Annotated in this window: 13 protein-coding genes; 2 read left to right on the forward strand and 11 right to left on the reverse strand. The window is 62.4% G+C overall.

Annotation, left to right across the window (positions count from 1 at the left end; genetic code table 11):
* Positions 1–1,509, reverse strand: a complete 1,509-nt coding sequence (locus tag O0882_RS07470; RefSeq protein ID WP_099761914.1) for a CoA-acylating methylmalonate-semialdehyde dehydrogenase — start codon at positions 1,507–1,509, stop codon at positions 1–3.
* 157 nt (positions 1,510–1,666) lie between these two features.
* Here O0882_RS07470 and O0882_RS07475 point away from each other — a divergent pair, with 157 nt between their 5' ends.
* Positions 1,667–3,049, forward strand: a complete 1,383-nt coding sequence (locus O0882_RS07475) for a short-chain fatty acyl-CoA regulator family protein (protein WP_289946576.1) — start codon at positions 1,667–1,669, stop codon at positions 3,047–3,049.
* Here O0882_RS07475 and O0882_RS07480 read toward each other — a convergent pair.
* From O0882_RS07480 to O0882_RS07510, 7 genes are read right to left on the reverse strand one after another with little or no spacing between them, the layout of a single operon-like run.
* Positions 3,046–4,107 carry an adenosine deaminase gene (locus O0882_RS07480; RefSeq protein WP_289946579.1) on the reverse strand — a complete coding sequence of 354 codons (1,062 nt, stop codon included), beginning with the start codon at positions 4,105–4,107 and terminating at the stop codon, positions 3,046–3,048. The two genes, O0882_RS07475 and O0882_RS07480, sit on opposite strands and share 4 nt — an antisense overlap.
* A gap of 25 nt (positions 4,108–4,132) precedes the next feature.
* Positions 4,133–5,077 (reverse strand): nucleoside hydrolase, encoded by a 945-nt coding sequence (locus O0882_RS07485; protein WP_289946580.1) that lies wholly within the window; start codon positions 5,075–5,077, stop codon positions 4,133–4,135.
* Between the two features lie 19 nt (positions 5,078–5,096).
* Entirely contained in the window at positions 5,097–6,128 is a 1,032-nt protein-coding gene (locus O0882_RS07490; RefSeq protein WP_289946581.1) for an ABC transporter ATP-binding protein, read from the reverse strand.
* Positions 6,129–6,141: 13 nt separating this feature from the next.
* A complete protein-coding gene (locus O0882_RS07495; protein WP_035822719.1) occupies positions 6,142–6,921 on the reverse strand; it encodes an ABC transporter permease in 780 nt (259 codons plus the stop codon).
* The gene (locus O0882_RS07500; protein WP_289946582.1) at positions 6,918–7,757 is read right to left on the reverse strand and encodes an ABC transporter permease; all 840 of its coding nucleotides are present in this window, start codon (positions 7,755–7,757) and stop codon (positions 6,918–6,920) included. The genes O0882_RS07495 and O0882_RS07500 overlap by 4 nt, the downstream gene beginning before the upstream one ends.
* Positions 7,758–7,778: 21 nt before the next feature.
* A complete protein-coding gene (locus O0882_RS07505; RefSeq protein ID WP_243136084.1) occupies positions 7,779–8,801 on the reverse strand; it encodes an ABC transporter substrate-binding protein in 1,023 nt (340 codons plus the stop codon).
* A gap of 57 nt (positions 8,802–8,858) precedes the next feature.
* Positions 8,859–9,962, reverse strand: a complete 1,104-nt coding sequence (locus tag O0882_RS07510; RefSeq protein WP_289946884.1) for a porin — start codon at positions 9,960–9,962, stop codon at positions 8,859–8,861.
* A gap of 239 nt (positions 9,963–10,201) precedes the next feature.
* On the opposite strand from O0882_RS07510, the gene O0882_RS07515 reads away from it, so the two are divergent.
* Positions 10,202–11,119, forward strand: a complete 918-nt coding sequence (locus O0882_RS07515; RefSeq protein ID WP_071075232.1) for a LysR family transcriptional regulator — start codon at positions 10,202–10,204, stop codon at positions 11,117–11,119.
* Between the two features lie 92 nt (positions 11,120–11,211).
* On the opposite strand, the gene rsmA is transcribed toward O0882_RS07515, so the two are convergent.
* The 3 genes from rsmA to O0882_RS07530 all read right to left on the reverse strand — a co-directional run bounded on the left by rsmA (position 11,212) and on the right by O0882_RS07530 (position 14,552).
* Complete coding sequence (rsmA, locus tag O0882_RS07520; RefSeq protein WP_289946590.1) at positions 11,212–11,991, reverse strand: 16S rRNA (adenine(1518)-N(6)/adenine(1519)-N(6))-dimethyltransferase RsmA; 780 nt, start codon at positions 11,989–11,991, stop codon at positions 11,212–11,214.
* 91 nt (positions 11,992–12,082) lie between these two features.
* Positions 12,083–13,138 (reverse strand): 4-hydroxythreonine-4-phosphate dehydrogenase PdxA, encoded by a 1,056-nt coding sequence (pdxA, locus tag O0882_RS07525; RefSeq protein ID WP_289946592.1) that lies wholly within the window; start codon positions 13,136–13,138, stop codon positions 12,083–12,085.
* Between the two features lie 19 nt (positions 13,139–13,157).
* Positions 13,158–14,552 carry a peptidylprolyl isomerase gene (locus O0882_RS07530; protein WP_289946594.1) on the reverse strand — a complete coding sequence of 465 codons (1,395 nt, stop codon included), beginning with the start codon at positions 14,550–14,552 and terminating at the stop codon, positions 13,158–13,160.
* Positions 14,553–14,577 lie beyond the last annotated feature (25 nt).

Genomic DNA, 14,577 nt, shown 5'->3' on the forward strand with positions numbered 1-14,577 from the left:
TTACTTGAGGCTGATGGTGGTGTTGACCTTGCCCACCGAAGCCGCATCCGTGAACCAGCGCTGGGTAATCGTCTGCGTCTGCGTATAGAACAGCACGACTTGCTTGCCGAACGGACCCAGGTCGCCCAGCTTGGAGCCGCGCGAGCCCGTAAAGCTGAACAGGGGAACAGGCACGGGAATGGGCACGTTGATGCCGACCTGGCCCACGTCGATTTCTTCCTGGAAGTAGCGCGCGGCCGCGCCGCTTTGCGTAAACAGCGCCGTGCCGTTGCCGTTCGGATTCGCGTTAACCAGGGCGATCGCTTCATCCAGGGTATCGACTTCGACGACGATCAAGACGGGGCCAAAGATTTCCTGGTCATACACGACCATGCCGGGTTTCACGCCGGACAGAATCGTCGGCCCGACGAAGTTGCCGTTCGGATAGCCATCGACCTTCACGTCGCGGCCATCGAGGGTCAGCACGGCGCCCTGTTCGATGCCCTTGGCGACCAGGCTGAAGACACGCTCTTTTGCCGCGCAGGAAATGACGGGGCCCAGGTCAGGGTTATCCTTGCCCGCGCCCACCGTCAAGGTTTGCGCCTTGGCGGACAATTCCGGCAGCCACTCGCGCGCCGCACCCACCAGCACGGCGACAGAGGCGGCCATGCAGCGCTGGCCGGCCGCGCCGAAGCCGGCGCCCAGCAACTGGTTCAGGGTCTGTTCTTTATTTGCGTCAGGCAAGACGACGGCGTGGTTCTTGGCGCCCATCATGCATTGCGCGCGTTTGCCGTTCAGGCTGGCGCGCTGGTACACATGCGTACCCACCTTGCTCGATCCCACGAACGAGATCGCCTTGATGTCCGGATGGTCGCACAGGGCGTTGACCACGTCTTCGCCGCCGTGTATCACGTTCAGCACGCCGGCCGGGATGCCCGCCTGCAAGGCCAGGCGCACCAGCTTTTCCGTCACGAGCGGATCTTGCTCCGATGGTTTCAGCACGAACGTGTTGCCGCAGGCAATTGCCATTGGGAACATCCACAGGGGGATCATGGCGGGGAAGTTGAACGGGGTAATGCCGGCGCACACGCCCAGCGGCTGCATCACGCTGTAGGTATCGACGCCACCGGCCACGTTTTGCGCGTATTCGCCCATTTGCAGGGTGCCGATATTGGCGGCATGCTCGACCACTTCCAGGCCACGGAAGACGTCGCCTTCCGCGTCGAGCAGGGTCTTGCCCTGTTCCATCGTCAAGGTGGCGGCCAGGTCGGCCATGTTTTCGCGGATCAACTGCTGGAGTTTGAGGAAGATGCGCGCGCGCGCGCCGATCGGCGTCTTGCGCCAGGTTTTGAAGGCGCGCTGGGCCGAGGCGATTGCCGCGTTGACTTCATCGGGCGTGGCAAACGGCACACGGGCCAGCACTTCCTGCGTGGCCGGGTTGACGACGTCGCGCCAGACGGTGGTTTGGGATTCAACCCACTCGCCGTTGATCAAGAGGGGAACGGTCGGAATTGTTGTTTGCGTGGTCACTCGGTGTCTCCTGGTGTGGGTATAGGTCTGTTTGCATTATTCGCACAATACGGCCCGCAAACAAGGCGTGAAAATGCGAGATAATGCAAAGCTGAATCTGTTAATCTGCAAATATTGTAAATTTGCAGATTCCACAAACCGGGGAAGAGGAAGCGCGATGGCAAAGGTTTTCATGGGCGTGCGCCTGCAGCGGCTGCGCGAGGAACGACGCATGACGCAGGTAGCGCTGGCCAAGTCCCTGGGCATTTCGCCCAGCTATCTGAACCAGATGGAGCGCAACCAGCGCCCGCTGACGGTGCCGATACTGTTGCGCATTGGCACGGTACTGGGAGTCGATCCGCAAATTTTCTCCGAACACGACAGCGCCAGCCTGGTGGCCGACGTGCGCGACGTGTTCGGCGAATTGCCCGACGCGCCGCCCACCTCGATGGCGGAATTGAAAATGCTGGTGGAAAACATGCCGGAACTGGCACGCTCGATCTTGCTGCTGCAGCGGCGCTACCGCGTGATGGCGGAACGGGCCGATACCTTGGCCGCGCGCCTCGATGACGGCAGCCGTGGCGCCAGTTCGGCGACTCCTTCCACGGACGAGGAAGTGCGCGAATACCTGAACCGGCGGCAGAACTATATCGATGAGCTGGACCGGGCGGCGGAGCGGGTGGCGGGCGAACTTGACCCTCAGTTGCGCGCGCTCGACGCGCTGCAAAGCCGGCTGCTGGAGCGCCACGGTATCCAGGTGCAACTGTCCGATGGCGACGCGGGCATGGTGCGCAAGCACCGCTTCGACGCCCAGCAACACATCCTGTGGCTGCCCGACACCCTGACGGGCGGCCAGCGCGCCTTCCAGATGGCGGCGCAAATCAGCCTGCTCGAACACAGCGAGCTGATCGACGCGCTGGTGCTGGCGGCGGGATTGTCCGGCGCGGCGGCGCAAACGAGCGCGCGCCTGGCATTCTCGAATTACTTTGCCGGCGCCCTGCTGATGCCGTACCAGCGCTTCCTGCAGGCGGCGGAAACGCGCGCCTACGATATCGAGCGCCTGGCGCACCAGTTCGGCGTGGGCTTCGAGGCCGTGTGCCATCGTCTGAGCACCATGCAGCGCCCCGAGGCGGCGGGACTACCCTTCTTCTTCGTGCGCGTCGACCGCGCGGGCAATGTGTCAAAGCGCCAGTCGGCGACGGATTTTCACTTTTCCAGGGTGGGCGGTACTTGCCCCCTGTGGATCGTCTACGACGCCTTCAGCCATCCGGGCCAGGTGCTCACGCAAGTGGCCAGCATGCCCGACGGCTGTACGTATTTGTGGATCGCGCGCCAGGTCAGCACGGCCTCGCCGGGCTTCCGCGCACCGGGCAAGACCTTTGCCGTGGCGCTGGGCTGCGACATCTCGCAGGCGCACCGCTTGATCTATTCGAAGGGACTCGATTTGCACGACCCTTCCAGCGCCACGCCCATCGGTACGGGCTGCAAGGTATGCGAGCGGCAGGCGTGCCCGCAACGGGCATTTCCATCCCTGCTGCTGCCGCCGCCTGTTTCAGCTTAAGAGACGTCGACGACGCGGGCGCGCAGCGCGTCGAACTCGCGCGTAAATTCCGCGCGCCAGTCGCGCCGCGTACTCTCATCGATCCAGGCCGCGTCCAGGCCATTCAACATGAAGCCGCGCATATCATCGAGGCCGAAACCGAATTCGCGCATCATCATCCAGGCGCCCGTTGGCGTCACGTGGTGCAGGGTCGGGTCGTCCGTGTTCGGATGCAGTTTCAGGCCCAGCTTGGCCATGGCGCGGATCGGGTGATCCAGCGCCCAGCGTTCGGGCGCCAGCGTGCGCAGATAATACGAATTGGTCGGCACGACCGTAAATACCAGGCCGCGCTCCACGCAGCGCTGTGCCAGTTCCGGATTGTCAACGATCGTGTAGCCATGATCGACCCGGTCCACCTGCAGCTGCTCGATAGCCGTCGCCACATTCATCCACGGCATGCCGAATTCGCCCGCGTGCGCCGTGCACTTGAAACCGGCTGCGCGGGCGGCGCGGTAGGCTTCGATGAAGAGCTCCGGCGGGCGGTCGTTTTCGCGGTAGTCGATGCCGATGCCGATCACTTCCGGCGCGCGGTGCGCCTTCATCCATTCCACCATCTGCACGGCTTCCGCGGGAGCGGCTTCGCGGTCGATGCTGGGAATCAAACGGCCGATCACGCCGAAGTCGCGCTGCGCGTCGCGGATGGCGGCCACGATGGCGTCTTGCGCCGCGTCATAGCGGATGCCCGACACGCGCACGGTACCGGTGGGGTTCCAGAAGAACTCCGCATAGCGCACGCCATGGCCATGCACGTCTTCCAGGTATTCGTAGGCGAGGCAATACAGGTCGGTGGGCGAAACGATCAGGTGCGCATCGAGCGCGCGCAGCACGCGCAGCACGCCGACGGGCTTGTCGCCGCGCGTGTAAAACGCGTCGATTTCCTCGGGAGTGACGACATTGCCCGACTTGGCGGCCAGCGCGCGGAAAGTCGCCTGGCGCACCGTGCCAAACAGGTGGCAATGCAGCTCCACTTTCGGCATGGCGCGTAAAAACTGTTCGATGCTCAGGGGGGAATTAGACATGAAGCTCGTTTCGTAGTGAAGTGGGTCAGACGAGAATGGCGGCCAGGCGGCGCATCAGGCGCTCGATGGCGGCCGGGCCATCGGCCAGCATCGCCACTTGCGTGTTGATGGGCGCGCGGCGCGGCACGCGGAACTCGCACACCGTCATGCCGCGCGTCAGTTCGCCCGTCAATTCGATGGCCACGTGGGCGCTCTGGAACTGGAACAGCTGCGGCGCTTCCAGGTACAGGGCCACCACCGGGTCGTACATGGGCATGGGCACGGAGCCGTCGGCGCTGCGGATACGCACATACGCTTCCAGGTAGCCGGCCAGACGCAGCGCGCGCGGCGTGCCGATGGCGCGCAGACGTGCCACTTCCGCATTCGTCACCAGCAGTTGGCGGCACAGGTTCAAGCCGAACATGCGCAGCGCAATGCCGGACTTGAACACCTGGGCAGCCGCTTCCGGGTCCGCATAGATATTGAATTCGGCCGCCGCCGTGTGGTTGCCCTGGTCGGTGGAGCCGCCCATCAAAATGATTTCGACGATTTTTTCCGCGATGTCGGGCGCGCGGCTCAAGGCGGTCGCCAGATTCGTCATCGGCGCGATCGCCATGATGGTGATCTGGCCAGGGTGGGCGCGCACGGCGGCGATCAGCGCGTCGACGGCGTGGCCGGCGGCGTCACTGGCCGCGCCGGGCGGCAGGATCTCGCCCGTCGTCGGCATGCCGCTGTCGCCGAGAATGCGCTGCGCCGTTTCGATGACGCCGGCCAGCGGTTCTTCGCAGCCGCGGTAGATCGGTACCGTCAAGCCGTCATGCGCCTTGATGCGCAAGGCATTGTCGTAGGTGATATCGACAGGCGCATTGCCCGCCACCACGCTCACGCCCAGCCACTCGATATCGGGATTGCTGCCCAGCAGCAGCATCGTCAGCCAGTCGTCGAAACCGGGATCGGTATCGAGCCAGATCTTTTTCAAGGCGTGGGTCATGATGCGCTCCATTCAGAAATTACGCGCCCAGCCACAGGGCGCTGTCGGACGGCAGCACGAAAGACACGGCCGTGCCTTCGCGCCAGGTGGCGCCGCCGGCCGCGCAAATGCCCTTGACCTGGCCCAGCGGGGTTTGCAGCAGGTATTCGACGGTGTCGCCCAGGAAGCCACGTGCCAGCACGGTGCCAGGGTAGTGACCCGCTGCGTCGTCGGCGGCGCAGACGCGCACCTTGTCCGGACGCCAGCCCAGCACCGTGGTGCCGGCAGCGACGGCAGACGCGTACGGCAGGCTGGCGCCCGCGTGGTGCAGCGCACCGTCGCGGTAGTCGAACAGGTTTTCAAAACCCATGAAGTTGGCGACGAAGCGTGTCGACGGCGTATTGAAGACGGCTTCCGGCGCGGCCAGCTGCTCGATGCGCCCGCCGTTCATGACGACGATACGGTCGGACAAAGCCAGCGCTTCTTCCTGGTCATGCGTCACGTACAGCATGGTGATGCCCAGTTCGCGCTGGATGCGGCGCAGCTCGGCGCGCATCTGCACGCGCAGCTTGGCGTCCAGGTTCGACAGCGGTTCATCGAGCAGCAGCAGGGCCGGTTCGACGACGATGGCGCGCGCCAGCGCGACGCGCTGCTGCTGGCCGCCGGACATCTGCGCCGGCAAGCGGGTTTCAAAACCGGTCAGGCCCACGGCCGCGATCACCGCTTCCACCTTGGTTTTCAGCAGGGCCGGCGCGACCTTGCGCAGGCGCAAACCGAAGGCGATGTTGTCGTACACATTCAGGTGCGGGAACAGCGCGTACGACTGGAACACCATGCCGATATTGCGCTTGTTCGGCGCCAGCTTGCCGATTTCGCGGCCGTCCAGCACGATGCGGCCCGACTGCAGCGGCATCAGGCCGGCGATCGCGCGCATGGTGGTGGTCTTGCCGCAGCCGCTGGGGCCCAGCAGGGAAATCAGTTCGCCCTGCTCGACGTGCAAGTCCAGGTCTTTCACGGACGTCGTGTTCTTGGCGTAGCCGAGGTTCAGCTTGTGCAGTTCCAGATAACTCATCGTGTGTTGCCTCTTACATGTATTTAGAAATGCCCAGCACCTTCTCGGTCACCATCACGAAGGCCATGGTGAACAAGACCAGCAAGGTCGACAGGGCAGCGATCGACGGGTCGAAGCTGTTTTCCATATGCCCCAGCATCTCGATGGGCAAGGTGCTGATGCCCGGTCCCGTCAGGAACAGCGAGACGGGCACCTGGTTGAACGAGGTGACGAAGGCGAGGAAGAAGGCGGCGATCACGGCGTTGCGGATATTCGGCAGCACGATCATGAAGAAGGCGCGCAGGCGCGACGCGCCCAGGGTGATGGCGGCATCCTCGATATCCACGCGCAAATTCACCAGGCTGGCGTACACCACGCGCACCGAGTACGGAATCAACAGCGCGATATGGCCGATCAAGAGGCCCACATACACGGGCGCGTTGATGGTCAGGACCAGGTGGTGCAGCAAGCCCAGGCCGACGAGGATGGCGGGAATGATCAGCGGCGACGTCAGGATCTGGCGGATAGCGCCGATGCCCGGCGGCGGCATGCGCGAAAACGCATACGCGACGGGAATGCCCAGCAACAGCGCGATGACGGTGGCGATCAGGCCGATTTCCAGGCTGGTCTGGAAGGCGCGGCGGAATTCGGGCGCCGACCACACTTCCAGAATCCAGCGCAGCGAATACGACTCGGGCGGGAACGCCAGCGTTTCGCCGCCGGAAAAGCCCGCCAGCACGACGATGGCGAAAGGCCCCAGCAGGAACAAAAACACCAGCCACAGGACGGCGCGTGAGAACAAGCTTTCTTTCATACGGAGCTCCGGCTCGAGGAAATACGTTTAAGGCCGGCGTTGACCAGCAGGGTCATGCAGACGAGGATGACGGCGATGACATTCGCGGCGCCAAAATCGCTCTCCACGCTGACCTTCTGGTACAGCAGGGTTTCCAGCATCAGCACCTTGGTGCCGCCCAAGAGGGCCGGCGTCACATAGGCCGTCACGCAGCCCGTAAACACCAGCGTGCCGCCGACGACCAGACCTTCCTGCGTCAGCGGCAGGGTGACCTTGCAAAACACTTGCCATGGATTGGCGCCCAAAGTCGCCGCGGCCGGTTCCACGTCGCGCGGCAGGTTTTCCAGCGCGCCCGCCAGCGACATCAGCATCAAGGGCAGCAGCAGTTGCAGCAAGCCGACAAACACGGCGAACTCGCTGAACAGCAAACGCAGGGGCTCGTCCGTGAAACCCATGTTGACCAGCGCCGCGTTGAGGGCGCCGTTACGGCCCAGCAGCACGATCCACGCATAGGTACGCGCGATCGGCGAGACCATCAGCGGCAAGATCATCATGCCCACCACCAGGCCGCGCCACTTGGGCGACACGCGCGCCACGGCTTGCGCGGCCGGGTAGCCGAGGATGATGGAGGCCAGGGTCACCAGCGCGGCGATGCGCAGGGTGCGCCAGAAGATGGTGCGGTTGAATTCCTGCGAGAAGAAGTCAATGAAACGGTCGACGCCCCACTGCATGCCGTCGCCGACGCGGAAGGCGTCGACCAGCAAGGCCAGCACGGGCAGCAGGAAGCAAACGACGATAAAGATCAGCGCCGGCAGGACCAGCAGCAGGCCCAGGCGCTTTTTTGGATCAGCAAACATGGTGTTTTCTCCTCGTCACCACTATTTGCTCATGGCCTTGTTCCACTGCGTCATCCAGTTGCTGCGCTGTTTGAGGATGGTTTCCGGCTTGACGAACTTCAGCGAGCTGATTTGATCGGCACCATAGGTATTGAATTGCGCGGCCGCCACCGACAGGCGCACGTCCTTGTTGACGGGCGAGTCGACCAGATTGGTCGCCAGTTGCGTCTGCACTTCCTTGGACAGCCAGAAATCCATCAGCTGGTAGGCCAGGTCCGCATTCTTCGAACCGGCCACGATGCCCATCACGTTCATGCCGGCCGCCTGGCCTTCGGCCGGGATGCTCCACTTCAGGGGCAGGCCCGTCTTGAGCATTTGCGACCAGGTAAAGCGCGCCACGGGCGCGGCCCAGATTTCATCTTGCGCGAACAGGGCGGCCAGCTGCGCGCTGTTTTTCGAGAACGTGACGACGTTGCCCTTCATGCCGACGATCTTGGCAAAGCCCGTGGCGTAGTCGTCCGTCTTGCCGCCCCAGGCCGCATCGGCCATGCGCAGCATCAGCGGGCCCTGCGTGGTGCTCACGTCGGGGAAGGCCACGCGGCCCTTCAGTTCGGGGCGCCACAGGTCCTTCCAGGACGTCAGCGGGGCGATCTTGTCGCTGCGGTACACCAGGCCCACCGAGTACAAGGTGTAGCCGACGGCGTAGTTGCCGCCGATGGGGTTTTTCGCCACGTCGTACAGCGCCTTGTAATTGCTCAGCTTGGCGTAATCCATGGGCTGGATCACGCCCTTTTGCGCCGCTTCCAGCATGCCGGAATCGGACAGCAGCACCAGGTCGATCACCGGGTTCTTGGCGTGCACCACCAGCTTGGCGATGCGGTCCGCGTTATTCCCCGTTTCCACCTTGATATCGCACCCGCATTTGGCCTTGAACGGCTCGTACACATACTTCATGAACAAGGGCTGGGCAATCGGATAGGCCGAAATGACCAGCTCGCGTTTTTCCGCGTGGGCGGCATTGGCCAGCAAGCCTAGGCTCAACGCCAACATGAGGTGCTTTTTCAAGATGCTTCCTTTCAGGGGGCGGCGCTGCGGGACAGCGCCTGTAAAGATGAATCAGACTCAGAAATAATGTCGCATGCCGACGATCAGGACACTTTGCGTCTTGCCGGCCGAGGCGCCGAAACCGAACACGCGCGCGAACGTCGCATCGCCGGCCGCTTTCTGGTAGCTCCAGGTGATGGCGACGTCGGTGCGCTTGGACAGGAAGTAATCGGCCTGGAAGTTGACCTGATGCCATTTCGGCGTCTTGTTGATCACGTCATATTTTCCGGTGGTATAGAAATACGACGCGCCCAGATTCAACGCTTCCGTCAGCTTGTGGTTCACGTTCAGGTCCACGTTTTGCAAGGTCAGATTGCTTTGATCCAAGTAGTGATAGCGCACGTTGGTGTACAACGCGCCAAACTTGGTCCTGCCCACATTATAAAAGCCTCCCGTGCCGGCGATGGCCTGGCTGTCCACGCCGGCGCCCTTGACGGCGCTCTTGTTGAAGATCAACAGGGAACTGCCGTAATCGTTGCCGATGGCGCCATTTGGCGCATCGGGGCTGTTCGGGTGGTCCATCTTGGTATAGGCGACGGCCCAGCTGAAGGCATCGACCTTGTAGCCGGCGCCCATGCTGTAGACGCGGTTGCGGTTGGAGTCCGCCGGGTTTTCGCTGAAGCCATACAGGCCCGTGAACGACAGGTTGCTGATGTTCGGGCTGACATACTTGACGGCGTTTTGCACGCGCAGGTTGTTGTAGCCATTGTCGTTGTCGCCGATGTGCACGCCGTTACTGGCGATGACCACGGGGCCCAGCAAGTCCTTGATGGCTTCATACTGGCGGCCCAGAGTCAGGGTGCCCTTGTCGTTGCTGGACAAGCCCACATACGACTGGCGGCCGAACAGGCGGCCACTTTGCGCAGCCACGCCCGTCATCACGTTAAAACCGTTTTCCAGCACGAAGATCGCCTTGGTGCCGTCGCCCAGGTCTTCCTGGCCGCGGAAACCGATGCGGGGATTCTGATTCGTGCCGCTCAGCGCATGCGTGCGGCTGCCGTTACCCTCGTCCGAGACATAGCCGATACCGGCCGACAGCAGTCCATACACTTGCACGCTGCTTTGCGCCTGTGCCGCGCCCTGCACCGCCAGCAAGCCCCCAACTACCATCGTTCCCGTCATCCATTTGTTCATCGCCGCCACCCTAAAAAGAATACACCCTGAGTTTTTTTGGAATTATTTTATTGATGCGTCCCGTGCCTGGCGCGCCGCCGCACGTGCCGGCACCGCATTCCAGGCGTTTCTCCTGAATATTATTGCTTTCAAGACAAGTAAAGACCAGTCCAGAATATGGTAAATTGCGGGATAAGAAAATTTGTTTATTTTTATAAATCCATTACTTTTTCTAATAAGCAACGTCCATGCATGAACTGAGCAAGAAGATTTCCTTACGACATTTGCAAGCGTTTGCCACCCTAGCCCGGGTAAACAGCTTCAGCAAGGCTGCACAGGAATTGTGCGTGACCCAGCCGGCCCTCAGCGCGTCGATCAAGCTGCTGGAAAATCAACTGGGAAAAAAGTTGTTTAACCGCACAACCCACCAGCTGGAACTGACGCGCGAAGGCAAGCTGGCGCTCGACTACGCCACGCATTTATTGAATACGGCGAGCAACACTTTTGCCGATATCCAGCGCGCCATCGGCAGCGGCCGCCACCGCATCCGCATCGGCGCGATTCCGTCGGCCATGGCGATGACGGCCGTGGTGGTGGCGCGCTACAGCGAGCGGCATGGCGATGAAGTGGAAATCGTGCTGTCGGACATGCCCAACGATGGCTTGCTGCACGCGCTGCATTCGGGCCAGCTGGACTTTTGCGTGGGCATCGAGGTGCCCGGCTCCGTCTCGCTGGAAAGCGTGGGCTTGTTCGAAGACGAGCTGGTGCTGGTAACGGCGGGACGCCATGCGCTGGCGCCGCTCAAGGAAGTGCGCTGGGAGCAGCTGGCGGGCCAGGAAATCGTCGTGTTTACCAAGGGCAGCATCTGGGAATTCGCCTCCAGCGCGCTGCGCCAGCATGGCTTGAGCCCGTCGAGCCTGTACCAGATGATACACAGCGAGTCGCTGTATGGCGTGGTGCGCGCCGGCATCGCCGTGGGCATCATGCCCAGCCTGTACACGACTTTCCTCAACGACGAGGATCTGCACGTGGCGCCGCTGCGCCAGCCCACCTGCAAGCGCAAGATCGCCTTGATGCGGCGCAATGAAATCAGCCGCAACCACCACGTGGACGATTGCTTCCTCGCGTTACGCAAGGATCTGCAACAGGTCGACCAGTGGTTTTAAGTGAAACCAGCACTGCCGGGGTCAGACCCCCGTTCGCGTCGACGCCTGCTCAGACGCTGGTGGTGGAGAGGGTCTGACCCCAGCCCTTGCGATTACTGCGGTGCCTTCAGCAAATTCGCCAAAGCAACATACTGCTCCAGCCCCACGGTTTCCGGCCGCTTGGTCGGGTCGATGCCGGCCGCCTTGATCTGCTCCTCCGTAAACATGCCGGCCAGGCAGTTGCGGATCACCTTGCGGCGCTGCGAGAAGGCCTTCATGACCACCGCTTCCAGCGTCGCCTGGTCGCAGGCCAGACGCTCGGCCACGGGGATCATGCGCACGATGGCCGATTCCACTTTCGGCGGCGGATCAAACGCCGTCGGCGGCACGATGAACATCAAGGTCATGTCGTAGCGCCATTGCAGCATCACGGACAGGCGGCCATACGCCTTGCTGCCCGGCTCGGCCACCATGCGTTCGACGACTTCCTTTTGCAGCATGAAATGCTGGTCTTTCACCAGCGGTGCGAAGTCCGCCAGATGGAACAGCAGGGGGCTGGAAATGTTGTACGGCAAATTGCCCACGATGCGCAACTTCTGGCCGGCCGGCACGGGAATTTGCGCAAAGTCGAATTTCAGCGCGTCGCCCGAGTGGATCGTCAGCTTGGCCGGATTAAACGTTTTTTCCAGGCGCACGATCAGGTCGCGGTCCAGTTCCACCACATGCATCTGCTTCAGGTGGCGCAGCAACTGCTCCGTCATGGCGCCCAGGCCGGGGCCAATTTCGACCATGGCATCGTCCTCCTGCGGCGCGATGGCGGCCGTGATGTCGTTGAGGACGAAGCGGTCGTGCAGGAAGTTCTGGCCAAAGCGTTTGCGGGCAACGTGTTTCATATTCTGTTTTCTATCAATGCGGTAAAGCCGGCACAGGCCGGCGGGATCGTTGAGCAGGCAGCGTCGGGTTACGCCTTGCGGCTAACCCGACCTACGCTCTGGTCGGGGTGCTGGCGCGCAGCATAGCGAGCGCCGTTTGCAGCGCCTGCTCCATGCTGTGGCAATCGGCCAGCCCCAGCCCTTGCGCGGCCAGGTCCAGCGCCGTGCCATGGTCGACCGAGGTGCGGATCAGCGGCAAGCCCAGGGTGATATTGATGCCGCGCCCGAAGGTCGCGTATTTCAGCACGGGCAAGCCCTGGTCGTGGTACATGGCCAGCACGCAATCGGCGTCGGCCAGGTATTTGTGCTGGAACAGGGTGTCGGCAGGGTACGGTCCGTGCGCATCGATGCCGCGCGCTTGCGCCGCGGCAATCGCCGGGGCGATGACATCGATTTCCTCGCGTCCCAGGTAACCGCCCTCGCCCGCATGCGGATTCAGGCCGGTCACCAGGATGCGTGGCGTGGCGATGCCGAATTTCTGTTGCAAGTCCGTCTGAATGATATCCAGGGTGACGGCCAGGCTGTCCAGGGTGATGGCGGCGGACACGTCCTTCAAGGGCAAATGCGTGGTGGCCAGCGCCACGCGCAGGGTCGGTTCGCCATGTCCCGGTTCGCCGGCCAGCATCATCACCACTTGCGGCGTGTTGGTTTTTTCTGCCAGGTATTCCGTATGGCCGGAAAACGCCACGCCGGCGTCATTGATCGTACTCTTTTGCAAGGGCGCCGTGACCATGGCGCCAAACCAGCCGGCAGCTATACCTTCCACGGCCGCGTCCAGGGTCGCCAGCACGGAGCGCCCGTTTTCCTTGTCTAGTACGCCAGGAATGACATTGTTGACAGTCGGAATATCGATCACGGCCAGGCGTTCGGAGCCGAAATGCGGCAGGCCGTTGTTGCGCACGGCTTGCAGCGACAGCGCCGCCAGGCGGATCTCCGGATCGATCAGGCTGGCCGTCAGCGCCAGCAAGGCGGCGTCGCCCAGCAAGATGCAGTTGACTTCATTGCGCATGGCCCAGGCCGCGCGTATGGAGATTTCCGGGCCAACACCGGCCGGTTCGCCACAGGTAATGGCGATGGCCGGGCGGCTTGATACAGGCAAGTTACTCATGCGCAAATAGTCAGCAGCATTACTGGTCGTCCGCGCGGAATTCGACGTAGGCACGGTCGCGTACTTCGCGCGCCCAGTTTTCCGTCGCTTCTTCCAGCTTGCGTTCGCGCAAGGCGTTGCGCGCGGCGCTGCGCTGCTTCTCTTTCGAGACGTCGTCGCTCTTGCGTTCCAGCACTTCGATCAGGTGGAAGCCAAAGCTCGACTCGATCGGCTCGCTCACTTCGCCTGGTTTCAGTGCATTCATCGCCGTTTCAAATTCCGGTACGGTATCGCCTGGATACAGCCAGCCCAGGTCGCCGCCCTTGGCGGCCGAACCGTCGTTCGAGAACAAGCGGGCCAGGTCTTCGAACTTGGCCGCCTTGTTATCGAGACGCTCTTTCAATTCGGCCAGTTTGCGCTTGGCTTCGGCAGCCGACAGGGTCGGCGTAATTTTCAGCAAGATGTGGCGCGCATGCGTCTGCTGCACGGCAGCGACGGCTTGCGCTTCGGCCGCGCTGCGGCGATCCACCAGTTTCAAAATATGGAAACCGGTGTTGCTCTTGATGATGGGCGTGATCTGGCCCGGCTTCAACTTCATCAACTGTTCCGTGAACAAAGGCGGCAAACGGTCGCTATTGCGCCAGCCGATATCGCCGCCGCTCAGCGCATCGCTGGCGTCGGAATAGGTGGCGGCCATCTTGGCAAAGTCGCCGCCCGTGCGCAACTGGCGGCTGACTTCTTCGGCACGCGCGCGGCGCGCGGCGATCTGTTCAGGGCTGGAGTTTTCCGGAATGCGCACGAGAATCTGCGCCAGGTTCAGCTCCACCTGTTCGCTGGCCGCCGCTTTTTCCGCTTCCAGGAAGTTATCCACTTCGGAATCGGAAATCTGGATCTTGGCGTCGACTTCATGCTCGCGCAAGCGCTGCATGATGATTTCATCGCGGATTTCTTCGCGGAAGGTCGCAAACGGCGTGCCTTCTTTTTCCATCTGGTTGCGCAGCTCTTGCACCGTCATCTTTTGCTGTTCAGCAATACGGCCAATCGCGCGGTCCAGGGTCAGATCATCCACGCGCACGCCCATTTCCTTGGCCAGCTGCATTTGTGCGCGCTCAACGATCATGCGCTCCAGCAATTGGCGACGCAGGTCGGCGGGATCGGGCACGGGAATATTCTGCGCCTTCATGCGCTGCTCCACGCTCTTGATGCGGGCCGCCACTTCATTGCGCGTAATCACATCGTCATTGACGACGACGGCGATGGAGTCGATGCTCTGGCCACTGCTCGAGGCCGGTGGTGTGAAGCCCTTGACCGGTGCTGGCGCAGCGGCAGCGGGCTTGCTCGCAGGCGCTGGTGCAGCCTGTTGCGCCCAGACACTACTGGTCGTGGCGCCGGAAATGGCGCACAACAAAACCGTTGCAATTTTGAGTTGGTGCATACTGGCATTACGCATAATGTGTAGA

It is taken from the genome of Janthinobacterium sp. SUN073 (assembly GCF_030397665.1).
GTDB lineage: Bacteria > Pseudomonadota > Gammaproteobacteria > Burkholderiales > Burkholderiaceae_D > Janthinobacterium.